The sequence below is a fragment of the Psychrobacillus psychrotolerans genome (genome assembly GCF_900115805.1).
GTDB lineage: Bacteria > Bacillota > Bacilli > Bacillales_A > Planococcaceae > Psychrobacillus > Psychrobacillus psychrotolerans.
Genome location: NZ_FOXU01000008.1, coordinates 130,399 through 154,410 on the forward strand (window position 1 = coordinate 130,399; position 24,012 = coordinate 154,410).

General features: G+C 37.0%; 24 protein-coding genes and 1 riboswitch. Of the genes, 12 read left to right on the forward strand and 12 right to left on the reverse strand.

The genetic code is table 11. The features are described from left to right. The first annotated feature begins 11 nt into the window (after positions 1-11). Positions 12-872 carry an SGNH/GDSL hydrolase family protein gene (locus BM260_RS14925; protein ID WP_093538206.1) on the forward strand — a complete coding sequence of 287 codons (861 nt, stop codon included), beginning with the start codon at positions 12-14 and terminating at the stop codon, positions 870-872. 313 nt (positions 873-1,185) lie between these two features. Here BM260_RS14925 and BM260_RS14930 read toward each other — a convergent pair whose 3' ends face one another. Both BM260_RS14930 and BM260_RS14935 read right to left on the reverse strand, forming a co-directional pair. Continuing rightward, complete coding sequence (locus BM260_RS14930; RefSeq protein WP_093538139.1) at positions 1,186-1,518, reverse strand: DUF4870 domain-containing protein; 333 nt, start codon at positions 1,516-1,518, stop codon at positions 1,186-1,188. 31 nt (positions 1,519-1,549) lie between these two features. Next, positions 1,550-2,635 (reverse strand): M20 family metallopeptidase, encoded by a 1,086-nt coding sequence (locus BM260_RS14935; protein ID WP_093538140.1) that lies wholly within the window; start codon positions 2,633-2,635, stop codon positions 1,550-1,552. A gap of 104 nt (positions 2,636-2,739) precedes the next feature. Continuing rightward, positions 2,740-2,831: riboswitch (TPP riboswitch) on the forward strand. A 64-nt stretch (positions 2,832-2,895) separates the two neighbouring features. Between BM260_RS14935 and thiT the strand changes: the two genes are divergently transcribed. Together thiT and map are read left to right on the forward strand one after the other, a co-directional pair. Continuing rightward, on the forward strand, positions 2,896-3,477 hold the full coding sequence (gene thiT, locus BM260_RS14940; RefSeq protein ID WP_093538141.1) for an energy-coupled thiamine transporter ThiT: 582 nt from the start codon (positions 2,896-2,898) through the stop codon (positions 3,475-3,477). 47 nt (positions 3,478-3,524) lie between these two features. Beyond that, entirely contained in the window at positions 3,525-4,274 is a 750-nt protein-coding gene (gene map / locus BM260_RS14945) for a type I methionyl aminopeptidase (RefSeq protein WP_093538142.1), read from the forward strand. Between the two features lie 304 nt (positions 4,275-4,578). On the opposite strand, the gene BM260_RS14950 is transcribed toward map, so the two are convergent. Beyond that, a complete protein-coding gene (locus BM260_RS14950) occupies positions 4,579-5,307 on the reverse strand; it encodes a hypothetical protein (RefSeq protein WP_093538143.1) in 729 nt (242 codons plus the stop codon). A 157-nt stretch (positions 5,308-5,464) separates the two neighbouring features. Here BM260_RS14950 and BM260_RS14955 point away from each other — a divergent pair, with 157 nt between their 5' ends. Continuing rightward, entirely contained in the window at positions 5,465-7,267 is a 1,803-nt protein-coding gene (locus tag BM260_RS14955; RefSeq protein ID WP_093538144.1) for a M3 family oligoendopeptidase, read from the forward strand. Positions 7,268-7,273: 6 nt separating this feature from the next. Next, positions 7,274-7,822: a GNAT family N-acetyltransferase gene (locus BM260_RS14960; RefSeq protein ID WP_093538145.1), complete on the forward strand. Its 549-nt coding sequence runs from the start codon at positions 7,274-7,276 to the stop codon at positions 7,820-7,822. A 98-nt stretch (positions 7,823-7,920) separates the two neighbouring features. Here BM260_RS14960 and BM260_RS14965 read toward each other — a convergent pair whose 3' ends face one another. The 4 genes from BM260_RS14965 to BM260_RS14975 all read right to left on the reverse strand — a co-directional run bounded on the left by BM260_RS14965 (position 7,921) and on the right by BM260_RS14975 (position 11,408). After that, positions 7,921-8,490, reverse strand: a complete 570-nt coding sequence (locus BM260_RS14965) for a beta-class carbonic anhydrase (protein WP_093538146.1) — start codon at positions 8,488-8,490, stop codon at positions 7,921-7,923. 198 nt (positions 8,491-8,688) lie between these two features. Beyond that, positions 8,689-9,696, reverse strand: coding sequence for a rod-share determining protein MreBH (mreBH, locus tag BM260_RS14970; RefSeq protein WP_093538147.1), 1,008 nt, complete (start codon positions 9,694-9,696; stop codon positions 8,689-8,691). A 255-nt stretch (positions 9,697-9,951) separates the two neighbouring features. Further along, positions 9,952-10,086 (reverse strand): hypothetical protein, encoded by a 135-nt coding sequence (locus BM260_RS18825; RefSeq protein WP_281249761.1) that lies wholly within the window; start codon positions 10,084-10,086, stop codon positions 9,952-9,954. A gap of 89 nt (positions 10,087-10,175) precedes the next feature. Continuing rightward, a complete protein-coding gene (locus BM260_RS14975) occupies positions 10,176-11,408 on the reverse strand; it encodes an aminopeptidase (protein WP_093538148.1) in 1,233 nt (410 codons plus the stop codon). Between the two features lie 190 nt (positions 11,409-11,598). On the opposite strand from BM260_RS14975, the gene motA reads away from it, so the two are divergent. The 5 genes from motA (at position 11,599) to BM260_RS14995 (ending at position 15,666) form a co-directional block, all read left to right on the forward strand. Next, positions 11,599-12,402 (forward strand): flagellar motor stator protein MotA, encoded by an 804-nt coding sequence (gene motA, locus BM260_RS14980; RefSeq protein ID WP_093538149.1) that lies wholly within the window; start codon positions 11,599-11,601, stop codon positions 12,400-12,402. Then, positions 12,386-13,159, forward strand: a complete 774-nt coding sequence (gene motB, locus BM260_RS14985) for a flagellar motor protein MotB (RefSeq protein WP_093538150.1) — start codon at positions 12,386-12,388, stop codon at positions 13,157-13,159. Before motA ends, motB begins: the two co-directional genes overlap by 17 nt. 242 nt (positions 13,160-13,401) lie before the next feature. Next, positions 13,402-13,602, forward strand: a complete 201-nt coding sequence (locus tag BM260_RS18235; RefSeq protein ID WP_139219932.1) for a hypothetical protein — start codon at positions 13,402-13,404, stop codon at positions 13,600-13,602. A gap of 55 nt (positions 13,603-13,657) precedes the next feature. Further along, on the forward strand, positions 13,658-14,758 hold the full coding sequence (locus BM260_RS14990) for a carbohydrate kinase (protein ID WP_139219933.1): 1,101 nt from the start codon (positions 13,658-13,660) through the stop codon (positions 14,756-14,758). Next, entirely contained in the window at positions 14,755-15,666 is a 912-nt protein-coding gene (locus tag BM260_RS14995) for a pseudouridine-5'-phosphate glycosidase (protein WP_093538151.1), read from the forward strand. Before BM260_RS14990 ends, BM260_RS14995 begins: the two co-directional genes overlap by 4 nt. 472 nt (positions 15,667-16,138) lie before the next feature. On the opposite strand, the gene BM260_RS15000 is transcribed toward BM260_RS14995, so the two are convergent. Beyond that, positions 16,139-16,360, reverse strand: coding sequence for a DUF1128 domain-containing protein (locus BM260_RS15000; RefSeq protein ID WP_093538152.1), 222 nt, complete (start codon positions 16,358-16,360; stop codon positions 16,139-16,141). A 64-nt stretch (positions 16,361-16,424) separates the two neighbouring features. Further along, a complete protein-coding gene (locus tag BM260_RS15005) occupies positions 16,425-17,783 on the reverse strand; it encodes an alanine/glycine:cation symporter family protein (RefSeq protein ID WP_093538153.1) in 1,359 nt (452 codons plus the stop codon). Between the two features lie 190 nt (positions 17,784-17,973). Here BM260_RS15005 and BM260_RS15010 point away from each other — a divergent pair, with 190 nt between their 5' ends. Beyond that, a complete protein-coding gene (locus BM260_RS15010) occupies positions 17,974-18,357 on the forward strand; it encodes a hypothetical protein (protein WP_093538154.1) in 384 nt (127 codons plus the stop codon). A 26-nt stretch (positions 18,358-18,383) separates the two neighbouring features. After that, positions 18,384-19,352: a YihY/virulence factor BrkB family protein gene (locus BM260_RS15015; protein ID WP_245762745.1), complete on the forward strand. Its 969-nt coding sequence runs from the start codon at positions 18,384-18,386 to the stop codon at positions 19,350-19,352. Between the two features lie 30 nt (positions 19,353-19,382). Here the strand turns inward: BM260_RS15015 and BM260_RS15020 are convergent, their stop codons facing one another. The 3 genes from BM260_RS15020 to BM260_RS15030 form a co-directional block, all read right to left on the reverse strand. Next, complete coding sequence (locus BM260_RS15020) at positions 19,383-21,293, reverse strand: heavy metal translocating P-type ATPase (RefSeq protein WP_093538156.1); 1,911 nt, start codon at positions 21,291-21,293, stop codon at positions 19,383-19,385. 144 nt (positions 21,294-21,437) lie between these two features. Beyond that, on the reverse strand, positions 21,438-22,967 hold the full coding sequence (locus BM260_RS15025) for a fumarate hydratase (protein WP_093538157.1): 1,530 nt from the start codon (positions 22,965-22,967) through the stop codon (positions 21,438-21,440). 737 nt (positions 22,968-23,704) lie between these two features. Next, entirely contained in the window at positions 23,705-23,890 is a 186-nt protein-coding gene (locus BM260_RS15030; RefSeq protein WP_093538158.1) for an SE1561 family protein, read from the reverse strand. Positions 23,891-24,012 lie beyond the last annotated feature (122 nt).

Here is a 24,012-nt window from a genome sequence, read left to right on the forward strand (position 1 = left end):
GTTTGAAAAAAATGCTTGGTACTTTAATCATTCTGTTTATCTCATTTGGCTCTATCACAGTAGATGCAAAGGGAACTGAAGTCTATCTAGCACTTGGCGATTCTTTGGCAGCCGGTCAAACACCAAATCGTGCCATCGATACTGGTTATACAGACTTAATCGCACAGAAACTAACTACAACAGGACAGCTGGCTTTCTATTCAAAAGCATTAGCATTTCCAGGATATACAACAGCAGATGTTCTTGAGAGTATTCAGACAGATGAAGCGAAAGAGTTGCTGAAGAAGGCTACGTTAGTTACGATATCCGCAGGAGCAAATGATTTGCTACAAATGGTACAAGTGAATTCAACGAGTGGTTCTGTAGCATATCAACAAATTTCAGCTGATTTTGCTTTAAATAATGCGCGAAAAAATATAGCGCAGATTATTAAAGAAGTGCAAGTACTAACACCAAAAGCAAAAATTTATGTCATGGGTTATTATTTTGCTTATCCTCATGTCAGAGAGTCGCAAAAGAGTGGTATTAAAAAAGAGTTAGACCGTTTGCAGCTTATATTAAAAAAACAATCAGAGGCAAATGGAGCAACTTATGTGTCAGTAGAAGAGTCATTTGGAGTTAATGCAACGACATTATTACCAAATCCTGCAGATGTCCATCCAACGATGGAAGGTTATCGTATTATGGCAAATGCATTTTTTTCACAGTACAACAAGGGAATATTTGTGACCCAAAGTGAGTTGCCAGCACCGAATCCACTATCGTTTGAACAAATTCTGAATGCTAGTAAAGAAGAAGGAAAATCTCCTGTAGCTAAGTCAGAGGGAATGGACAACTACTACTCATTAACAGAATTGAAGCCACTAATATAGCATGTTGCTTACCTTTCCAAATGCTTAGCTGTATTAACGCTTGGGGGAAGTTGCTTAAATAGGGGTAGAAGTTGCAAGTTTACTGATGAATGCTGCGCAAAAGCACCTCATATACTAAAAAAACTGTCCCCTTATTTAGGAGGACAGTTTTTTAGCGAGTAGTTTTTTTAGATTTTAACACTTTGCGGATAATGGGATAAACAATTGGTGCAAATTTAATTGCTGTTTTAACTAAGTTTTTTACTTTCATCATAATCGCTCCTTGGCTTTCGTTATTAATAATTATGTACCCTTAAGAGCCTATAAATAAACGTTATCTTAATACTTTAATGCCTTGAACAATATTCCAAACCATTACTATAACATACACAAGCATATATATACCGATTAGTATTAAAGGTCCCACTGCCATCCAAAGGGTAGGCTGTTCATTATATCCAGTTGTAAAAGGCATAAAACTTGAAAAGATACTAATGAACAAAATTACTAATAAAACAACAGGTATGATATGAGAGATTAAGGATTTTTTTGCATGATATTTAACCTCAGAATCCTGTGAGACAAAATAAACGATGATGGGCAATAAAAAGGGAGCAAACAAAACACTAAAATAGGAAAGTGCTGATAAAATTCTTGGATTATCCAGTTTATATCACCTCTATTCTTTCTAATATATCCTACGAAATTATAATATTTTTCTCACTTTTACCTAAGGAGACTAAGATGTTTTTATAAGTTTCAGTAGAGGAAATAGATACATATTCTTTTTCACCATGCCAATCCCCACCACTTGGTCCAAACTCAATAGCGCCTGCTCCAGTTTCTGCATAAAAGCGAGCATCAGCTGCTCCATGCTGCCCAAATAACACAGCAGGTTTTCCTATAAACTGTGAAGTGACCTGAGCAATACGTTTGATATATGGGTTAATAGCTTCAGTTGTTACTGCAGGAGCGGTAGTGTGCACTTGTATTTCACTATTGGGAAATTCTTCCGTCAACGTTTGGAGGTCTAAAAGAATACTATGCATATCTTGTCCGGGTACGTAACGAAGATCATAACTTACTATGCACTCATCGGGCACTACGTTATATCGTTCTCCTGCTTGTATTTTTGCCAAGTTTAAGGAAGGATAATCATAGAACTCATTGCTTGCTGTTAAAAAAGAAAGTTTGCGAAGCTGTTGGTCAAAAAGAAACGCTTGTTCAATTGCATTTATTCCTTCCCAAGGACGACTGCCATGACTAGATTTGCCCTTAAGTATTACATCAAACTGGATAATTCCTTTTGCCTGTAAGCCAATTTGTAGATTGGTAGGTTCTCCGCATATAACAAAGTCACCGATATATCCTTGATTGACCAAAAATTTGGATGTCTCTCCGTCTGTTTCCTCATCGGTTACGATATGTAGTTGGATTTTTTGAGCAAGATTTTCAGGTTGTTTAGATAGCTCATAAAAGGCTTGCATCATCGCTGCAACTCCCGCTTTCATATCAGCTGTTCCACGACCATATAAATAATCTCCCTCAATATAAGGCTGAAATTGTGAAGTTTCTCCTGGAACAACATCTACGTGACCATTCCAAATCATACATTTATCACCGTCTCCTATTACTGCCACAAGCATCAGTTTTTCCTCATGCTTTAAGATCGTAGTAGTAATACCTCGTTCCTCTAGCCAATTCTCACAAAATAACAAAGCATTATTTGCGCCTTCCAATGTGTCACTTTTGATACGTATTAAATCTTTTAATAATGTAATCATGTAAACATCCCCTTACGCATATAGTTTTTACAAGTATAACAAAAGAACAAAAGAAGGTTGCAATACTTTATCTATTCAGCTACAATGAACTCGAACTAAATAATTCAAACCACAAGGGGCGCCGTTGATACGGCTGAGATAGTACCCTTCGAACCTGTAAGTTAATACTTGCGTAGGGATGTGGATGGAAACTGACAATCGCGCGATGTCTGGGTCTATCCCGGGGGTCGTTTTTTTTGTGGTCAAAAAAGGGGATTGTCATGAAGAATAATCGAGTATTAATATTAATGGAAATCGCTATTTTTGCAGCTTTAGGATATGTTTTAGATATGATCGGCTTTGGAATGCCGCAAGGTGGATCAGTTACATTCGTTTTAGTACCTGTTATTTTAATGGCTTTTCGTCGTGGTATTGTAGCAGGTTTAACTACTGGATTTTTAATAGGTGTATTACAAGTCGTTACAGGCCGTTTTTACGCAGCTCCCTTATCATTTGAAATAGTGATAGCACAAGTAGCAATAGATTATTTCATCGCATTTATGGTAGCTGGTTTTGCTGGTTTTCTGAGACCTGCGTTTTTACATGCATTTGAACAAAAGGATAAAATGAAAATGGTTAGAGCAGTTGTCTTGGGAACGTTCATCGCAGCTTTTCTTCGTTATTTAGCACATGTAACTTCAGGTATTCTATTCTTTGGTGAATTTGCTGGTGAGCAAAATGTTATTTTGTATTCGTTGATCTATAATTCTACTTATATGATTCCTGTATTTTTAGTAGCAGCTTTCATTTGTTCGATATTATTTGTTAAAGCTCCGCGCCTCACACTGCCGAATCTTCACTAAATATGGTATGATTAGAATACATTTAGTGAAGAAGGGATCTTGTTAAGATGATTGTACAAACTGACGAAGAGTTAGTAGCATTAAAAAAAATAGGGCGTATTGTTGCAGAAATTCGAGATGTAATGAAGGCTGCTACTAAACCTGGTGTGACTACGAAAGAGTTAGATGAAATCGGCGGAAAGCTATTTAAAGAGCATGGTGCGATTTCTGGACCAATGGGAGAATACGATTTTCCGGGATATACTTGTATTAGTGTTAATGAGGAAGTAGCTCATGGTATGCCAGGCGCTCGTGTTATAAAAGATGGTGATATCGTGAATATAGACGTTTCAGGATCGCTTGATGGTTATTTTGCAGACACAGGAATTTCTTTTGTCGTAGGCGAAGGATATGAAGAGAAAGAGAAGTTGTGTGCTGTAGCTGAGAGTGCATTTGAGCGTGCAATGCTAAAAGTTAAAGCAGGTTCACGATTGAACCAAATTGGTAAAGCAGTAGCTAGAGAAGCCAAAGATAATGGCTTGCATGTTATTATGAACCTAACTGGACATGGTATTGGGAAATCACTTCATGAAGCTCCTCAACATGTATTGAATTATTATGATGCATGGGATCCAACAATATTAAAAGAAGGAATGGTTTTAGCAGTTGAGCCATTTATTTCTGCGAAGGCAGAGCATATTGTGGAATCAGGTGATGGTTGGACATTTATCACTCCTGATAAATCCTTAGTAGCACAGATTGAGCATACAATTGTTGTCACAAAAGGTGCACCAATTTTATTAACTAAATTAGATTAAAACAAAACGCCTTCAAGAGTTTACTCTTTTGAAGGCGTTTTTTAAATTAAGAATATGAATTATCCTACTACGAAGTAAGTGCTCATAGTAATTTTCGGCTGATGGACGGTTTCCATGGGCGTTGCCTCAGCCTCCTCGCTTAGAAAACATTTATATCTAGTTATTTAAAAATACATTAACTATTTCTTAAAGTTGTAGGAGACAGACAGATAAATATGTTTAACGAAAAAAGAGAGGCTGTTTGTGACAACTACCACAAACAGCCTCTACTCGGTAATAATATTGTAAAATGTCTGTCCAAACCTTAAGGGGTTCTGGATCCTTTCTTAAGGAAAATTATCCCAACGACCAAGACGCAGCTTAGGAAAAGAGAAGCTGAGGTCAGGAGCAGTTGACTAAAGTTGTGTTGGATTGCTACCCCGACGAAAGTCCAGATAAACACAACTGACATAAGACGATCAAAATAATGATAGCGGAAGTGAAGAGCTATCGCTGTCGCAATGGTTAAGAAGATAACACCCCAAAGTGATTTTGTCATACCAAATCCACCGAATTCATAAAACGTGAGGAGATAAGATAGATTTATGAAGAAACTGATAAATGTCCATCCTAAAAGGAAGGAAATTGGTAATCGATTTTTTCGATTTATATCATCTAAAGGATAGGTTAAATATAATTTAAACAAGCAGCTTAGTAAGACAGTGAGAATACCAAAAGCATAACCAAACAGTTCGTAATGCCAACTGAATATATACAAAATATATAACACAGATGATGCCCCGTATAATAGAACTCGTCTAGTAGGGATAGGATGAGAAGACTTGTAATCTTTCATCATATTCCAAATCCACCAAGCTAATGAGATGAAAATAACAATCCATATGTAAAACACATAATTTGCTGGAGTAAAAAAGACGGGAAGTCTATTGAAAATCTCGCCACTGGTTTGACCATTTATGGGAAGTAGAATAGATAGTAATTTAACGATTACAGTAGATATAAAAAATAATATTAAAAGGATTATTTTAAACATTCAGCTGCCTCCTTCTATTTAATAAGTATACCTTTGATATATACCAACAACAAATTAGAATTATGAATGTTATGTGACGAAATTGGGACAATCTGTATGAGGAAAACATGATATACTAGAAATCTAATATAATTGTCAATATAGGAGGAATATTTAGATGATTGAACAAACTTATCCGGTTGTATGGGATCTTGATCGCTTTTTTGAAGGGGGTAGTAGCTCTCCATCTTTAAGAAGCCATTTGGATGAAGTAAAAGGAAAGCTAAGCAGTTTTGACGCAAAACTCCAAGACTTTAACTCACCGACATCTATAGCAGATGTCTCCATTATTGAGCAAACAATAGAACAATTAAAAGATATCGCAACAAATTTATCTGAAGCTGGAGCAGTAATAGGTTGCTTTATGGCACAGGATACAACTGATAAGCAGGCAGCATTATTAGAAGGGGAGATAGGGTCACTTTATGCTAGATTCTCTTCTCAAATGCTCACAATTCAACAAGTGCTAAGTAAAACAGAGGAATCTGTATGGGAAGATCTACTTCAAACACCTGAGCTTTCTTCATTTGCATTTGTGTTGAATGAATGGAGAGAAGAAGCAAAAAGAATGCTTTCTGAAAAAGAGGAAGACATAATTACTAAACTTGAGGTAGATGGCTATCATTCATGGGGACAACTTTATGATTTACTTGTAGGTGATATTCGTATTAAACTTACAATAGATGGAGAAGTAAAAGAAATGTCAGTTGGACAGGTTAATAATCTGAGTTCCCATGAAGATGCAACGATTCGAAAAGAATCATTTGAAGCACTTGAGGCTGCTTGGACAGATAAAGAGGAGTTCTTTGCAAAAACACTGAATCATATTGCTGGCTTCCGCCTTGCAGTTTATGAAAAAAGAGGATGGAATTCTGTTTTAGAAGAACCTCTTCATATTAATCGTATGAGTGAACAAACACTAGATGCAATGTGGGGAGCTATCTCTAAAAATAAAGCTCCATTCGTAGAATACTTAAACAAAAAATCGGCAATGCTAGGCGAAAAACAAATGCATTGGTACGACTTAGAAGCACCCGTGAGTACTTCTACAGAGAAAATGGATTATCAACAAGGTGCTGAGTTTATACTAAAACATTTTAAAGAATTTGGACCAAAGTTAGAGTCATTTTCAAGAAATGCGTTTGAAAAAGGTTGGATTGAAGCAGAGGATCGTCCAAACAAGCGTCCAGGAGGATTTTGTACAGGAATGCCTGTATCAGAGGAATCACGCATTTTCATGACGTATAGTGGGTCTATGTCCAATGTTTCTACGTTAGCTCATGAATTGGGTCATGCCTTCCATTCATATGCTTTAAGACCAGTACATTGGATGAACCGTCAATATGCCATGGGTGTAGCGGAAACTGCATCCACATTTGCTGAAATGATAGTTGCCGATGCTGCTGTAAAGGAAGCAACAACTGATGACGAAAAAATTGCTTTACTAGAAGATAAAATTCAACGTAGTGTAGCATTTTTTATGAATATCCATGCTAGATTCTTATTTGAAACTAGATTCTATGAGGAACGTAAAAATGGAATAGTATCTGCTGCTCGTTTGAATGATTTAATGGTTGCAGCTCAACAGGAAGCATACGGGGATGCATTAGACACAACACATCCTCATTTCTGGGCATCAAAACTGCATTTCTATATAACGGGAGTACCATTTTATAACTTCCCATATACATTTGGTTACTTATTCTCTTTAAGTATCTATGCTAAAGCTATAAGTGAAGGTGCGAACTTTGAAGAGAAGTACATTGCATTATTGCAAGATACGGCAGTAATGTCGGTGGAAGACTTAGCGATGAAACATTTAAATGAAGACATTACTCAAGAAGCATTTTGGATAAAAGGAATTGATCTATGTATCCAAGATGTTAAAGAGTTTATTCAATTGACTAACGCAAAAGGGTGAAGGTGTTTGATTTATCTAGAAGGAGATACATGTTATTTACGAACATTAAATACGAAAGATGCACCAGCTCTAGCGGATCTGACTTATCGCAATAAGATGTATTGGTCTGTTTATGAACCGCTGCATCGGGATGATTATTATACTACTTCTGTCCAACGGGAGAAAATTCGGGAATCTCTTATGCTCTCAAAGGAAAAAAGAGAGTATAGCTTCGGGATTTTTGAACATCAGTCAGACAAAATGATTGGTAGTGTATCCTTATACAGTATTAAAAGAATGCCTTTTTCTAGTGGGCTTATCGGATATTCTATGGACGAATCCAATATTGGAAAAGGGATTGCTTCTGAAGCGGTTCACCTTGTGAAAGTATTCGGATTTGAGCATGTCCAACTAAATCGTATTGAAGCATATGTATCTCCAAATAACCCTGGTTCTATTAAAGTATTAGAGAAAAATGGCTTCAACCAAGAGGGATTACTACGAAAACTACTTTATATCAATGGTAAATGGCAGGATCATTTTATCTATGCATCCTTAACAGAAGAAGATATTTAACAAACTTAAAACCCACTTATTCATTTTTCATGAATAGGTGGGTTTTCTTTAGAATTCATTATTTTGTAAGTCTCCCTGTCGATTTCCCGGGAAATAGTTTATTTCTTGTCGATATTCCCATCAGTCACTAAATCTAGACGCCCGGTTTCCGGATCTATAATTAGACCATGAACAGGGATTTCCGGAAGCATAAGCGGGTGATTACGAATCATTTCAACACTATGTAAGACACTACTTTCTACGTTAGAAAAACCTTCCAACCATTTTTCTAAGTCCACGCCAGAATTTTTAAGCGTATCTAATACACGAGGATCTACCCCACGTGTAATCATTTTATCAATCATTTTATCGGTTTGTATAGCACTCATTCCACAATCATGATGACCAATTACATATATCTCATCGGCCTGAAGCTCATAAACAGCTACCATAAGACTACGCATGATTCCACCAAATGGATGATTGATAATTGCGCCAGCACTTTTAACGATTTTGACATCGCCATTTTTAAAATTCATGGATTTTGGAAGCATTTCTGTGAGTCTTGTATCCATACAAGTTAAAATAACAATTCGTTTGTTTGGAAACTTTGTAGTTAAAAAAGGTTCGTAAAGTTTACTTTCTACAAAATGATCATTGTAAGTTAGAATTTCTTGTAAGCTTGGCATCGTATTCCTCCTTTAGGTTATAATTATATTTTATAGGAAATGAAAGATAATTGCTTTATTTAATACTTAGTACTTCCTATTCAATTTTTAATAGTATACAAAAAAGCAAAATGTTGTTCATCTGAATGAACAGTATTTTGCTTTTTCATTAGGTATTTTTATATTTTAAGGCCTAGAAACCATTAAGTGAACTTTATTTTATTTCGCTAGTTTTTGTTTTCGGTCTGAGACAATATAGGATTTCCCTGTCCCAATAGCAACAGATTGTAATGGCTCCGGTGCGAGGTGAACTGGAACTTCAATGACCTGAGTTAACCATTCGGAAATACCTTTTAGTAGTGCTCCACCACCAGTTAGTATTACCCCGTGATCGACGATATCTCCAGCAAGTTCAGGCGGGCAAGTTTCCAACGTAGCGCGAATTGCTTCTAAAATTGTTTCCAGTGATTCTGTTAAAACTCCTTGAACTTGAGTAGACGATAGATAAATGGTCTTTGGTAATCCACTCACTACATCTCTCCCGGTAACTTGCATTTGTTCTACTGCATGGGGAACTAAAGCATGTCCAATAGTCATCTTAATAAGCTCAGCGGTAGGCTCGCCAATTATGACATTATATTCTTTTCGGACAAAGTGAATAATCGCTTCATCCATACGATCACCAGCAGCTTTTACTGTATTAGATGCGACAACACCACCGAAAGAAATAATACCCACTTCCGTAGTACCTCCACCAATATCCACAATCATACTTGCCACTGGTTCATCTACAGGCAGACCAGCACCGATTGCAGCTGCAACAGGTTCTTCCATTAACTGAACTTCCTTTGCTCCACTTTGTCTTACGGCATCTTGTATAGCTCTTCGTTCAACAGAGGTTGCACCAGATGGAGTACATACAACAACAGTTGGTTTTCTCAAAGAAGTGCCAAGTTTTTTTCCTGCTTTTTGCATAATAAGTTTTAATAATTGTGTTGTAATATCAAAATCGGCAATTACGCCATCTTTTAGAGGACGTATTACCTCAATAGAAGTGGGAGTCTTGCCAACCATTTTTTTTGCCTCTTCACCAAAAGCTACAATTTCACGAGTTTTAGTATTTACTGCTACTATGGTAGGTTCATCTATTAACAAGCCTTTGCTTTTTGTATAAACTAATGTATTTGCTGTGCCTAAATCTATTCCAATATGTGAGTTTGAAAACATTTGTCTTCCTCCTATTCCAATCATACTAAATAAGTATAATAGATAAACAGAGGTTTGCCATTTGTCACATTATGGTATTTTACATATATTTCATCAGATTTTAGGTCAATAGAAATAGAGAGGGACATAAAAATAAACGAATAGTATTGGTTTGTCATCTCTTTGTAATAGTTTTGTAGTTAATTTGAGAACAAAAAGAGATAACATAACATATAAAAAAACAACCGTCAGCTTACTCGACGGTTGTTTTTGGTATTATTGAAAAGGTTTTGGATCTATCGTAGTAGAATCTTTTGAATTCATGCCTTTTCCGAAGAAATGTAAAATCGCATAACCAACGATTCCCATTACTACAGAAAATCCAAGTACTGTAGATATGAATAAAGCCATTATTAAACACCTCACTAGTCTTGTTTATTTGATTATAACCCAAATTCGAAAGAATAGTAACTAGTAAAATATTGAATTATAGTTAACAATTAAAATGCCCAGTTCCCATTACGGAATATTGGCTCTGTAGTCCCATCTTCTTTTATACCGTCAATATCCATTTTATCTGAACCAATCATGAAATCAACATGTGTAATACTTTCGTTTAATCCATTTTCTGCTAGTTCTTCACGACTCATTTTTTTGCCGCCTTCTAAACAGAAAGCATATGCACTTCCGATTGCTAGATGGTTAGATGCATTTTCATCAAAAAGAGTGTTGTAAAATAATAGATTTGAATTAGATATCGGTGAGTCATGTGGTACAAGTGCAACTTCGCCTAAATAATGAGACCCTTCGTCCGTTGCCACTAAGTTCTCCAGAACTTCTTGACCTTGTTCTGCCACCACTTTAACAATACGACCATTTTCAAAAGTAATAGTGAAATTATCAATAATATTTCCACCATAGCTTAATGGCTTCGTACTTGCTACATAACCATTAACGCCTGTTTTCATTGGGACAGAGAATACTTCTTCCGTAGGCATGTTAGCCATGAAAGAAAATCCTTTTTCGTTTGTGCTGCCAGCTCCACACCATAAATGACCCTTTGGTAATTCAATAGTTAAGTCCGTACCTGGAGCAGTATAATGAAGCTTTTGATAATTTTTTTCGTTTAGATAATCTACTTTCGTGTGTAAAAGGTTATCGTGGTCAATCCATGCTTGCGTTGGGTTAGCAACATCCGCACGAACCGCTTGGAAGATTGCTTCCCATAATGCTGGTACTTGTTCCTCTTCTGATAGCTCAGGGAATACCTTTTTAGCCCAAGCTTTAGATGGAGATGCAATTACTGACCAACTTATTTTATCGGATTGCACATATTGACGATACTTGCTCAAAGCTTGACCAGCAGCTTTTTGGAATGCTGAAATTTTAGAAGAATCCATGCCTTTTAATAGGTCGGGACTTTGGCTGACAACACTTATAAATGCTGCACCACCATCAGCTAATAGTTCTTTTTCTTGTGCTTTCCAAGATGGGAAGAAATCAAACGAATCCTCGGGTGCCAGTTCATATCGAAGACGAGTAATCTCATCGTCTGTTAAATCTACGAATACTTGTTTAGCTCCGGCTATGTATGCTTTTTTAGTAATTAATCGAACAAGTTGCACACTATCCGTTGAAGCGGCGATAAATAAATTTTGACCAGGCTGAATATTAACTCCTACTTCTACAACAAGAGAAGCATAATTTTCTAGTTTTGTGTTGAAAGATGTCATTTAGATACTTCCTTTCTATTATTATCTCCATAGTATCAGTATTGAACATGTATTATCAATATTCAAATTTGTCTATTAGTAAAAATTTGTTCATAATTAAGAAATTTAATTAAACATTCGGGTAAATTTTATTAATAATATATGATAATAGCCGAAATAAAGTAGAGAAATAGAATGTGGGGGAAATTGAATGGATAAGTCTACAGTTTTTGGTTTAATAATTGGATTTGTATCGTTATTTGTTGGGATGATTATGAAAGGTGTTACCGTAGGTGCATTATTAAATCCTGCAGCAATCTTAATCATCATTTTCGGTACGATTGCAACAATAGTTATTGGATTCCCAATGAACGAATTAAAAAGAATACCGAAGATTTTTGGCGTTATATTTAAAGAAACAAAACTAGTACCAGATGTTGAAGTTATTAAAATGTTTTCCAGTTGGGCAGATTTAGCAAGACGAGAAGGATTATTAGCCCTTGAAAGTAAAACAACAGATGTAGAAGATCCATTTTTAAAAAATGGTCTTACATTAGCAATTGATGGACAAAATGCAGACTATATTCGAGATGTGTTAACAGAGGAAATTGACGCACTAGAGGAAAGACATTCTGGTGGTGCTCAAATTTTTACTCAAGCTGGTACATATGCTCCAACGCTTGGTGTACTTGGAGCAGTAGTAGGTTTAATAGCTGCTTTAAGTGATATGAGTGATATTGATAAACTAGCTCATGCTATTTCAGCAGCCTTTGTCGCAACTCTTTTAGGTATTTTCACTGGATATGTTTTATGGCATCCATTTGCAAATAAATTAAAACGTAAATCGAAACAAGAAGTTAGACAAAAGACAATGATGCTAGAAGGGATACTTTCTGTATTAGAAGGAGATGCTCCGCGAGTTATTGAACAAAAACTAGCTTCCTACTTATCTATGTCTGAGCGTAAAAAAGTTTTAGATGAAAGCGGGGAGGCTGGCCTTGGCAAAGAAGCATAAAAAACATAAGCATGAAGAGGAAGTAAGTGAAGCATGGCTTCTTCCATACTCGGATGTTTTAACCTTATTATTAGCATTATTTATCGTGTTATTTGCTACTAGTTCAGTAGATCAGCAAAAACTGGAACAAATGTCTCAAGCGTTTAATCAAGTTCTTAATGGTGGGACTGGTATTTTTGAACAACCGTCTCCGGTGGAAATGCCTGATACTCCTAACGATTCAGGCAAGGGAGAAGACGGAGAGAGTACGGCTTATTTGGAAGATCAGCAAGCACTGTCCGAAATTCAAGATAGTGTCGATGAATATATAGCAGTAAACGCACTTGAAAAACAATTTATTACGAAACTTACGGATGAAGGATTACTTGTAACTATAAGAGATAGTATCTTATTCGATACCGGGGAAGCCGAAGTAAAAGGGGAATATCGTCAAATTGCAGAAGATATTTCTGATTTATTAGTGTTTGATCCACCAAGAAATGTAGTTATTACTGGTCATACAGACAATATTCCGATCTCTAGTAGTGAGTATTCTTCTAACTGGGAGCTGAGTGTAATGCGTTCAGTAAACTTCCTAAAAATATTAGCAGGCAACAATACAATAGATCCTCTATATTTTAGTGCGAAGGGTTACGGTGAATTTAAACCTGTAGCTGCAAATGATACTCCAGCAAATAGAGCAAAAAATAGAAGAGTTGAAGTACTCATTCAACCACGTGTTTTAGAAGATGGTACATTAAACGATAAACCTGAATAATTAGAGAAACTGACAACTATATTAATGGTTGTCAGTTTGAGTTTGGACACAGAGGTATTTTTATAAACGGTTATGAATAGTAAAAAATGTTCCTAAGGATGGTTATTCATCTTATTAAAAGTAAGATATCGATTACTTTATTGGAACTGTTTATAAGGCAAGGGCCACCACGAAGACTCCAGTGGGAATAGCTTGAGCTGAAGACCTCGCAGGAAAGACATTGGTCGAACTTTGTTTGACCAATGTCTTTGCGACGAGTAACCGCAGGAGCATATGTTTTTAGTAGTGACGAGGGGGCTGAAGCCAAGCCCACGGAAAGCGAAGTGGTGGACCTTGCCGAGTTTAATATTCTACTCTATACACCTAGAATTGAGTTTGGGTTTGTCTACAGTCTGAAACTGACAACTATATTAATGGTTGTCAGTTTTTATTTGACTTCTTAAAACAAAAGTTTATAATTAAAACATAAGTTTGAAACGGTGAGGAGGTGGAAAGTAAATGAATTCAAAAGAAACAAGTATTTTAAAGTACTTGCGAGAAAACCCGTATGCTTCTCAAATGGAAATAGCAAATGAATTAAAAATGTCTCGACCAGCCGTTGCGAATATAATCTCCCAATTAATCAAAAATGGGAATATTACAGGAAGAGCGTATATATTACCTGAGAATAAAGAAATTATTTGCATAGGCGGAGCAAATGTAGATAGAAAATATACATTGAATAATAAACTCCAAATGGGTACATCCAATCCTACATCCAGCATACAAAGTGTAGGAGGGGTTGCAAGGAATATTGCAGAAAACTTAGGTAGACTAGGGCAATCTGTACGCTTGTTGTCTGTTGTAGGAACCGATATGGAATACGAAGCGATTGAAAAAGCCTCTAGTCATTGGATGAATTTATTTTCAGTCGAAAAGTTACCAAATTACACAACTGGAACATATTCCGCAGTGTTAGATTCGACTGGAGAAATGCTCCTTGCTTTAGCTAATATGGATATTTATGAACAGTTAACTGTGGATTATTTAAAGAAACACGAAGCTCATTTGACCAATGCACAGCTAATCATTATAGACATGAACTGCTCGAAGGAAGTAATAGAATATATCAGAACTGTCTCTATTGGACATAATATACCGCTTGCTTTAATACCTGTATCTTCCCCGAAAATGGATAGAATGCCTGAATCCTTAGAGGGGATTGAGTGGTTAATCACCAATAAAGATGAGGCAGAAACGTATTTAGGTGTGAGCATTAACGATAAGGAGTCTTGGGAAAAAGCCACAAGACTATTTGTGCAAAAAGGTATTTCTCATGTAGCTATAACTTGGGGGAGCCAGGGCATCATGTATGCAGGTAGTGATATGGAAACGTCGCATTTTTCAGCAATACTAGTGGAGAATGTAATTGATGTAACAGGAGCAGGAGATGCATTTGTATCCGCAACTCTATATGCATGGTTAAATGGTGATGTTATTTCAACTGCAATACAAACAGGTATGTTAAATGCCAGTAATACAATTCGTTCAAGCGAAACGGTAAGAACAGAACTTTCCAGAAATAATTTAACTAATGAGATGGAGGAATTTATAAAATGAAACAATATATCACTTATTCAGAAGAAGTAGCAAAAGGTATGCAAGAAGGAAAGGCTATAGTAGCGCTAGAGTCGACGATTATCTCACACGGTATGCCATACCCTCAGAATGTAGAAACAGCTAGAAAAGTAGAGCAAATTGTACGTGACAATGGTGCTGTTCCAGCGACTATTGCTATCATGGACGGGAAGATTAAAATCGGTTTATCTGATGAAGAATTAGAGACACTAGGAACAAGCAAAAATGCAAGAAAAACTTCTAGACGAGATCTTGCATACGTTGTATCTTCAAAAGAAATTGGTGCAACTACAGTAGCAACGACAATGATTTGTGCAGAAATGGCCGGCATTAAGCTATTTGTTACAGGTGGAATTGGCGGGGTGCATAGAGGCGCAGAAACGACGATGGATATTTCGGCTGATTTAGAAGAACTAGCAAATACAAACGTTGCAGTAGTTTGTGCAGGAGCAAAATCTATTCTAGATATCGGTTTAACTCTAGAGTACTTAGAAACAAAAGGTGTTCCAGTTGTAGGCTACAAAACTGACTCATTCCCAGCATTTTATACAACGACAAGTGAATTCAATGCGGATTTCCGTTTAAACAGCGAAAAAGAAGTAGCAGAAATGTTAAAAGCTAAATGGGATCTTAAGTTAGATGGAGGAGCAGTAATTGCAAACCCTATCCCTACAGAACATTCTTTAGAAGACTCTTATATTAACTCGATTATCCAAACTGCTTTACAGGAAGCTGAAGCAAATGGCATCAAAGGAAAAGACGTTACTCCATTCATGCTAGGTAAAGTAAAAGAGCTAACAGAAGGTAAATCTTTAGAGGCTAACATCGAACTAGTTTATAATAATGCTCGAGTTGGATCTAAAATTGCAGTCGAGTTAAATAATCTATAAGAGTAAGGGCTATCTATGTCAGTAAGAGGACAATAGATAGTCCTTTTTTACAAGATAAGAAATTATAAAAATACAGCATGAAAGTGGATCAAATTGATTGGAGCGCAGAGTGGCGACTCCAGTGGGAATAGCGCGAGCTGAAGACCCTGGACTGAGCGTAGCGAGGGAAGCGGCTGAAGCCGAGCCCACGGAAAGCGTCCGCTCGGAGCAGAAATCAATGGCATACCTCCATATATATTTTTAAAGGACCGGGCGTATTTTGCTCGGTTTTTCTTATGGGAAACATTTGAAATATAAATAGATAAATTATCCGTTCCGAAAGTAAATCTCCATTAAGAGCAAGTAAACGTAGAGTCATCGCAAGTAAATGGCTATCTAATGGTAAGATTCCTTAATTCTTCCTGATCTCTTTGATGGAATAAAATAAAAAAATTGACCATGAACGAATTCATGGTCAACCATTATCATATGATTATTTACGTAAGTTTCCTAGTTCAGATGCGATTGCTTGCATTTCACTTGGACTAAAAGTATCTCGTTTTTTTACCATTTCATATAAGTAAACAAGATCTTCATATTGTGTTGCATTAAAGTCTTCTGCTCTCATTGCGTCTACATTGACCATACGAAGCTTCTCTTTAATTGTTTCAATCATATACGTTACATTTTCCGCTGAGGGTTGTGATAGATCCATTCTTAGTAACCTGCCTTTCATACATTAGAATTATCATTTCACGCTACGCCTACAATGTCAAACACTAAATAGATTTTGATGCCTCTTTTTCTTCTTTTAATTTCTCCTGGATTTTCTTCGTTTCATAAATAATTACTCCAGACAGTCCTAGAAGACCTATTAAGTTAGGAATTGCCATTAATGCATTGGTAATATCAGAGAACGTCCAGATTAAATCTAGAGAAATAACTGACCCAACAAATACCATCAAAACAAAAGCAATACGATATACAATTAGAAGAGAAGGATTTTTAAATAAATATTGGAAACATTTCTCGCCATAATACGCCCATCCGATAATGGTAGAAGAAGCAAAGAATATCAATCCAATTGCCACTACTATTGGTCCGAGGTCACCTAAGAAGTGGCCGAATGCTCCGGTTGTAATTTCATTTGCAGCTAAGCTTTTATCCGTATATATACCAGACATAACAATTGTAATACCAGTAATGGAACAAATGATAAACGTATCAAAGAACACCTGTGTCATGGAGATAAGTCCTTGTCTACCTGCAAGATCTGTTTTTGCAGCAGCTGCCGCAATAGGAGCAGATCCTAAACCAGCCTCATTGGAGAAAACTCCACGAGCAATCCCGTAACGAATAGCGGCACCGATTGCTCCACCTGCAGCGGCTTCACCAGAGAACGCCATTTTGATAATCGTAGCAAAAGCTTCAGGTATTGCAGTAACATTCATAACCATGACTATTAATCCAGCAGCTACATAGAATATAGCCATTACAGGAACAAAAATTGCCGTAACCTTACCGATAGATTTAATACCACCTAAAATAACTAAAGCAGCAAATACAGTTAGTACAATTCCTGTTATCCAATTATCAATACCAAATGTAGCATTAACTACTCCAGCAACGGAATTAGATTGAGTACCGTTCCCAATACCGAATGCCGCAATTGCTCCAAAAATTGCGAATAAAACAGCTAGCCACTTTTGTTTTAAGCCATGCTCTAAATAGTACATAGGTCCGCCGGCCATTTCGCCATTCGCATCTTTTACCCGATACTTAACTGCTAGTACGGCCTCTCCATATTTTGTTGCCATCCCGAAGAATGCGGAAACCCACATCCAAAATACTGCACCTGGTCCACCTAGAACTATAGCAGTGGCAACCCCAACAATATTACCAGTTCCCACTGTTGCAGCCAGTGCAGTCGTAAGAGCTTGAAACTGTGAAATATCTCCTTCTGCCGACTTATCATGGTTTTTGGAGAAAACTTGCTTTAAAGCAGCAGGTAACAAGCGTAATTGTAAAATTCCTAAACGCACTGTCAAATAAATACCTGTACCTACTATTAGTACAAGAAGTGGGATACCCCATAAAAAAGTTGAAACCGAACCTAAAAACTCATTTAATTTTTCCATCGACAAGAACCTCCATATTTTTTAAAATGAACTCTATCATCCTTTCAAATTATTTATCCTTGTTACAATATTCGTAAAATTATGAGTTCTAGTCAAGGATATTTTTTAAATATATAAAATTATTGTTTGATTCTTTTTTACTGAGGGTATAATTAAATCATCTATATAGTTAAACTTGGAGGTAATTCGGATGAGTGAAAATAAATTTGTAAAAGGCATTTTATATGGAGCAGTTGTGGGGGGAGCAATCACCCTACTAGATAGAAAAACTAGAGATTCAGTTATGAACAAAACAAGATACGTACGAAATGAAATTAAATATTACAGCAAAAATAGAGAAGAGTTAAAAAACAATATTGAACAGCAAATAACAAAGTGGAAGTCTGTCTATGATCAATTTTCATCGGATGCTATGTATTTAACAGAAAAAGTGAACGAGGCTAAAGAAATAACGCCTCAGGTTAAAACTTTATTTACAGATACAAAAGATGCATTTTCCCAATCAAAAGAAGAATACAAATCAATTGTAGTTCCTGAACAAGAAGAAAAAAGTATTTTTGAACCAAAAAAGTAATGGCCATAACGAAAGGAGAGGATGAAGTGAAAGAATTTCATAAGACTGAAGAACATGCGAACCCTTCATCCTCAAATAGTAGTTGGTACGAGAAGTTAAAATTTCTTAATATAAAGAAGAAGGAAAAGCAAGACGTGCACCATGATCTTACAACATGGTCGGGATACATAAAGCATTTAATACAACATATTCAAAAAACAGATATTGCAGGATTAGCAGCTCAGTTAGCCTACTTCTTTCTATTATCTTTATTTCCCTTACTAATTTTCATAGTTACTTTGTTGCCGTACTTAAATATAGACGAGGCGCAAGTCTTCCGTCTATTAGAGAACATCGCGCCACAGGAAGTATATATTCTTATTAGTGATACGTTATCTGAAGTTCTTACAAATAGAAATGGTGGGCTATTATCCATCGGGATCATTGGTACGATATGGTCTGCTTCTAATGGAGTGAATGCAATAGTTAAGTCGTTAAATCTTTCATATAGATTGGAAGAAACAAGACCCTTTATAATTGTTCGACTATTATCTATCGTGTTTACGTTATTAATGATTATGTTGTTTGTAGTAGCACTAGTATTACCAGTCTTTGGTCAGCAAATCGGAACAATTCTCTTCTCATACTTTGGGTTTGAAGAAAGTTTTGTAACGCTTTGGAATAATTTAAGGTGGACGATTAGTCCATTAATCATGTTTATCGTTTTAATCGCGTTATATTGGATTGTCCCTAATACAAAACTATTCTTAAGAAGTGTATTACCAGGAGCTGCTTTTGCAGCGATTGGTTGGCTTCTAGTATCATTAGGATTCTCTTTCTATGTTAGTAATTTCTCTAACTATTCGTCCACCTATGGAAGTATAGGGGGAATCATCGTATTAATGTTATGGTTATATATATCAGGGAATATTTTGTTGGTTGGCGGTCAAATAAATGCAGTTATGCAGGAACGTAAAATAGCATTAGAAAAAAAAGAAACAGAAGGACACGTTTAAACGTGGTCTTCTGTTTCTTTTTAAGTTCTCCTATATATTTCGATTCAACATACGTAATCCATTTAATATAACTAATATGGTACTGCCTTCATGACCAATAACTCCTAATGGAAGATCTACTACTTGAAGGAAATTAGAGACAATGAGTAGGGCGATTACCGTTACGGAAAATACGATATTTTGCTTAACGATACGTCGCATTTTACGTGACATCTTCACTGCGTACGCAATTTTAGATAAATCATTTTTCATTAGTATAATGTCAGCGGTTTCTAGTGCCACATCTGTACCTTCTCCCATGGCAAATCCAGTAGTTGCTGTTGCAAGTGCTGGAGCATCATTTATACCATCTCCAACCATCCCAACAAACTTATGTTGCTGTAGTAATTCTTTCATATGCTTCACTTTAGTTTCTGGTAAACACTCTGCAATATATTGGTCAATACCCGCCTCTTTTGCGATGACACTTGCAGTCTTTTCATTGTCCCCTGTAAGCATTACCGTTTTAATACCAAGGGATTGAAGTTGTTTAATCGCAGCCTTTGCTTCTTCACGGACCGTATCTTTTAATGCAGCGACTGCAGCTATTCCTTTTTCATCTCGCATAAAGATAACTGTTTTTCCTTCTTCAGCAAGTGTAATAGCGATACCATTTTGAAAGGCAAAGGCATCATTCCTATTAACAAAGTCCGGTTTTCCAACTAGTATTGTTTCTCCATCGATAGTAGCTTGTATTCCAAATCCCGGTTTGTCTTCAATAGGAATAAGGGGTAAATTTCCTACACCTTCAGATTTTGCAAAGGCTGTAATTGCCTGAGCTAGTGGATGATTAGATTGACCTTCAATAGTTGCAAGCTTTGTTAACGTAGCTATTCTATCTAAATCTGGTCTAACTAAATAATTTGTTACAACGGGTTTCCCGGTTGTTAATGTACCAGTTTTGTCTAATGCGATTGCTTTCATCTCACTGATGTTTTCTAAATGTACTCCACCTTTGAATAATATCCCCATTTTAGCACCGTTCGAAATTGCTGCTAAAGTGGCTGGCATGATTGAAGCGACCAGAGCACAAGGAGATGCCACTACCAATAAAACCATTGCGCGATAGAATGTGGTGTTCCAGTCCCAATCAAGTAGATAGTGGGGAAGAAACAGCATAAATGCTACTGAAATTAGAACCACTTTCACATACGTACTTTCAAAGCGTTCGATAAACTGTTGAGCAGGAGACTTTTCATCCTGAGCTGTTTGCACAAGATTAATAATTTTTTGGAATAGCGAGTCCTTGTTATCCTTCGTCATTTCCATCGTAATAGCACCGCTCATATTAACAGTTCCTGCGAAAAGTTCATCATTTAATTGTTTAGTTACAGGGATTGACTCGCCACTTATAGCAGACTCGTCAACCACAGTAGTTCCGCTTAGTATTTTACCATCTGCAGGAATTCGTTCACCTGGCTTTACAATTAAGTGATTGCCTACTAAAAGTTCACTTACTGCAACGCGAGAGCTAGTGCCATCATTATTTAAACGCAACGCTTCATCGGGTTGGAGCTCCATAAGAGAGGAAATTTCCTTTTTGCTTTTATTCATCGTGTACGTTTCAAGGGCACCACTTACAGCGAATATAAATATTAGAATAGCACCTTCCGTCCAATAACCAATGATGGATGAGCCTATTGCTGCAAGTATCATGAGTAATTCTACATTTAGTTCTTTTTCTTTAAATGTTTCTATTAAACCTTCTTTGGCTTTTGCATATCCACCTATTATAAATGCAAGTAAGTAGAAAATAATTGATGCAGTTTCTTGCTCGGTATTTCCTAACAGCCAAGCTATGAGGATTAGTATCCCAGAGAAAAGAGCTGCGACCAATTCAATATGAGACTTTAAGGTTTCAAGAAATAATGGGGTAGATTTACTCTCAGTTATTGTTGTCATATAAAAACCTCCTTGATAATGATTTTCAATATTAATAGTCCTTATAAATGAAGAAAATGGACTTCCAATAGGAAATCCATTTTGTATTTATTACTAATTTATAATTATTATAATCTAGAGGTTTTTATAAGTCAACTGTTTACATTAACTGAATACTTTTTCTTTATAAGCTGATAGTTTTTCAAGTGAAGATTTTTCTACATCAGCATGTAAGCTATTACCATGGGAATCCATTGTTACTACAGCTGTGAACTTTTCGACACGAAGATGCCACATAGCTTCAGGAATACCGAATTCCATCAAGTCCACACCTTCTACGCCTTTAATACAATCTGCATAATACTGAGCAGCTCCACCGATTGCATTTAAGTAAACACCACCATGTTCAGAAAGAGCGGCAAGTGTTTTGGGACCCATTCCACCTTTACCGATTACTGCACGAATGCCAAATTTCTTCATAATATCGCCTTGGTAAGGTTCTTCACGGATAGATGTAGTTGGACCTGCAGCACGTACATGCCAGTCACCTGCGGCATCTTTTTGCATGACAGGACCACAGTGATAAATAATTTGCCCATTTAAGTCAACTGGTGCATCATGGCTCATCAAGTGGTGATGTATTGCGTCACGGCCAGTATACATACGACCACTGATTGAAACAACATCTCCGACCTGAAGTGCACGAATTTGTTCCTCTGTAATAGGAGCTTGTAATTCTACTACTTTTTGAGGAGCTTCTTCGGACGATTGGTCTTTGAACTCAATTTTCTCTCCATCTTGGTAGTGCCATTCGATAATTTCACCTGTAGTGGAGTTAATATTAATCGCCATACGACGGTAAGCCCAACAATTATAAGCAACAGACACATAGAAACTTGCAGGAATACGGTGCATTACTCCAATTTTACAGCCAAGTAATGTAGCTTCTCCACCGAAGCCCATTGTACCAATGCCTAGTGTGTTAGCTTTTTCAACTATATATTGCTCTAATTTTGCTAGGTCAGGATTTGGATTTGTATCTTCTACATGACGGAATAATTGTTCTTTGGCTAAATCATATCCAGAAGAACGATCCCCACCGATTCCTACTCCGATAAAGCCAGCTGAACAGCCTTGTCCTTGTGCTTGATAGACAGAATGTAAAATACATTTGCGAATTCCGTCTAAGTCACGACCAGCACGACCTAATCCTTCTACCTCAGTAGGCAGGCTATATTGAATATTTTTGTTTTCACAGCCGCCACCTTTTAAAATAAGCTTCATCTCAATGTAGTCGTTTTCCCATTGCTCAAACTTAACGACAGGAAGACCATCACCTAAGTTATCCCCACTGTTAGCACCAGTTAAAGAGTCAACAGCATTCGGACGAAGCTTTGCATCTTTAGTAGCTGACGCTATTGCACGCTTAATCGCTGCTTTAATTTCTAATTGGTTCACGCCAATAGGTGTTTTAATCTTGAAAGTTGGTAAACCCGTATCTTGGCAAATAGGAGAAACATTATCATCTGCCATTTGAATATTATTTGTGATCGTATCTAAACTCATCGCAGCTCGAGTACCAGCATTTTCAGCAGCTTTTGCCTTTTTTATCGCACGTCGAACATCCTTAGGTAAATTTGTAGAAGTTTCGGTAATTAAATCATAAATACTTTTTTCTAATTGCTCCAATTGCATGAGGTGAACGCTCCTTTTATATGTAAATAGGTAACAAACATTACAAGTATACTATTTTATGGAGATGAAAAAAAGAGTAGCTGAGGGAATAAATACATGGAATGGCGTAAGTGCGGGGACAGTAGCTTCAGGGGAAAATGCTCTCACACTAGTAGAGGCTTAGGAGAGAGGTGTATCCGTCGGGAACCACCCGAGTGTCCAAGTAGAGTGGTCATCCGCCTGAGAGAAGGAGCTATACGCCCGAGAACCACGGCAATCCGCCCGCGAAACGCCCGAGCGCCCAAGAGAATAGCTTATCCGCCCGAGCGAAGTAGGTATGCGCTCGGGAATCACGGCTATCCGCCCACGAAACGCCCGAGCACCCAAGAGAACAGCTTATCCGCCCGAGCGAAGTAGGTATGCACCCGAGAACCACGGCTATCCGCCCTCGAAATGCCCGAGCGCCCAATAGAACGGCTTATGCGGCCGAGCGAAGTAGCTATGCGCTCGGGAATCACTGCTATCCGCCCACGAAACGCCCGAGCACCCAAGAGAACGGCTTATCCGCCCGAGCGAAGTAGGTATGCGCCCGTGAACCACGGGCAATCCGCCCACGAAACGCCCGAGTGCCCAAGAGAACGGCTTATCCGCCCGAGCGAAGTAGGTATGTGCCCGTGAACCAAGGCTATCCGCCCGAGAACTACAACCATCCATCCACGAAAAAAAAGTTCGGAATGATTTCATTCCGAACTTCTTAATTATTCTTTTGTGTTTTTAAACTGTTCAACTTTTAACTCAAGGTCGTCCATCATTTGAATCAGGCGGTCTATATCTTCAAGTTCAGTTGTTTCAGGTTCGATTGTGTCTAAAACTTCTAAAAACATTTGAAGTCGATCTTTTAAATAAGATACTTGTTGTTCTGGATTTGAAATTTGTTTACCCACAGAATAACACCTCACTTTAGTATAGGATATAGGAAATTGTAAAGAAAAGATAGGTCTAAAGAGTTAATTTAATGATTTGTATATTTACAATGTTTACAATATTCAGTTTATATGATAAAGTA

Bases quoted from the DNA above. Each gene is read 5' to 3' on its own strand.
- BM260_RS14925 (WP_093538206.1), top strand. From the start codon at position 12: ATGCTTGGTACTTTAATCATTCTGTTTATCTCATTTGGCTCTATCACA.
- BM260_RS14935 (WP_093538140.1), bottom strand. From the start codon at position 2,635: ATGATTACATTATTAAAAGATTTAATACGTATCAAAAGTGACACATTG.
- thiT (WP_093538141.1), top strand. From the start codon at position 2,896: ATGAAGAATAATCGAGTATTAATATTAATGGAAATCGCTATTTTTGCA.
- map (WP_093538142.1), top strand. From the start codon at position 3,525: ATGATTGTACAAACTGACGAAGAGTTAGTAGCATTAAAAAAAATAGGG.
- BM260_RS14950 (WP_093538143.1), bottom strand. From the start codon at position 5,307: ATGTTTAAAATAATCCTTTTAATATTATTTTTTATATCTACTGTAATC.
- BM260_RS14955 (WP_093538144.1), top strand. From the start codon at position 5,465: ATGATTGAACAAACTTATCCGGTTGTATGGGATCTTGATCGCTTTTTT.
- BM260_RS14965 (WP_093538146.1), bottom strand. From the start codon at position 8,490: ATGCCAAGCTTACAAGAAATTCTAACTTACAATGATCATTTTGTAGAA.
- mreBH (WP_093538147.1), bottom strand. From the start codon at position 9,696: ATGTTTTCAAACTCACATATTGGAATAGATTTAGGCACAGCAAATACA.
- BM260_RS18825 (WP_281249761.1), bottom strand. From the start codon at position 10,086: ATGGCTTTATTCATATCTACAGTACTTGGATTTTCTGTAGTAATGGGA.
- BM260_RS14975 (WP_093538148.1), bottom strand. From the start codon at position 11,408: ATGACATCTTTCAACACAAAACTAGAAAATTATGCTTCTCTTGTTGTA.
- motA (WP_093538149.1), top strand. From the start codon at position 11,599: ATGGATAAGTCTACAGTTTTTGGTTTAATAATTGGATTTGTATCGTTA.
- BM260_RS18235 (WP_139219932.1), top strand. From the start codon at position 13,402: ATGTCTTTGCGACGAGTAACCGCAGGAGCATATGTTTTTAGTAGTGAC.
- BM260_RS14990 (WP_139219933.1), top strand. From the start codon at position 13,658: ATGAATTCAAAAGAAACAAGTATTTTAAAGTACTTGCGAGAAAACCCG.
- BM260_RS14995 (WP_093538151.1), top strand. From the start codon at position 14,755: ATGAAACAATATATCACTTATTCAGAAGAAGTAGCAAAAGGTATGCAA.
- BM260_RS15000 (WP_093538152.1), bottom strand. From the start codon at position 16,360: ATGGATCTATCACAACCCTCAGCGGAAAATGTAACGTATATGATTGAA.
- BM260_RS15005 (WP_093538153.1), bottom strand. From the start codon at position 17,783: ATGGAAAAATTAAATGAGTTTTTAGGTTCGGTTTCAACTTTTTTATGG.
- BM260_RS15010 (WP_093538154.1), top strand. From the start codon at position 17,974: ATGAGTGAAAATAAATTTGTAAAAGGCATTTTATATGGAGCAGTTGTG.
- BM260_RS15020 (WP_093538156.1), bottom strand. From the start codon at position 21,293: ATGACAACAATAACTGAGAGTAAATCTACCCCATTATTTCTTGAAACC.
- BM260_RS15025 (WP_093538157.1), bottom strand. From the start codon at position 22,967: ATGCAATTGGAGCAATTAGAAAAAAGTATTTATGATTTAATTACCGAA.